This is a genomic window from uncultured Shewanella sp., from assembly GCF_947501665.1.
In the GTDB taxonomy this organism is placed as follows: domain Bacteria; phylum Pseudomonadota; class Gammaproteobacteria; order Enterobacterales; family Shewanellaceae; genus Shewanella.
In genome coordinates this window covers 1-206 of record NZ_CANMWS010000123.1, presented here as the reverse complement: position 1 = coordinate 206, position 206 = coordinate 1, and the positions used below count along the sequence as shown (strand labels likewise).

Here is a 206-nt window from a genome sequence, read left to right as displayed (position 1 = left end):
TGATTGTAGCTCAGTTGGTAGAGCCCCGGATTGTGATTCCGGTTGTCGTGGGTTCGAGCCCCATCAGTCACCCCATTATTTATGTTTTTGATGAGGTCTTTCATCAAAAACCACAGTAGAACATATTTATCGGTGATTAGCGCAGCCCGGTAGCGCATCTGGTTTGGGACCAGAGGGTCAGAGGTTCGAATCCTCTATCACCGACC

Annotated in this window: 1 tRNA gene; it reads left to right on the top strand. The window is 49.0% G+C overall.

Features of this window, described 5'->3' with window-relative positions:
• The first annotated feature begins 130 nt into the window (after window positions 1-130).
• Window positions 131-204, top strand: a tRNA-Pro gene (locus tag Q0976_RS24160).
• Window positions 205-206: the final 2 nt, after the last annotated feature.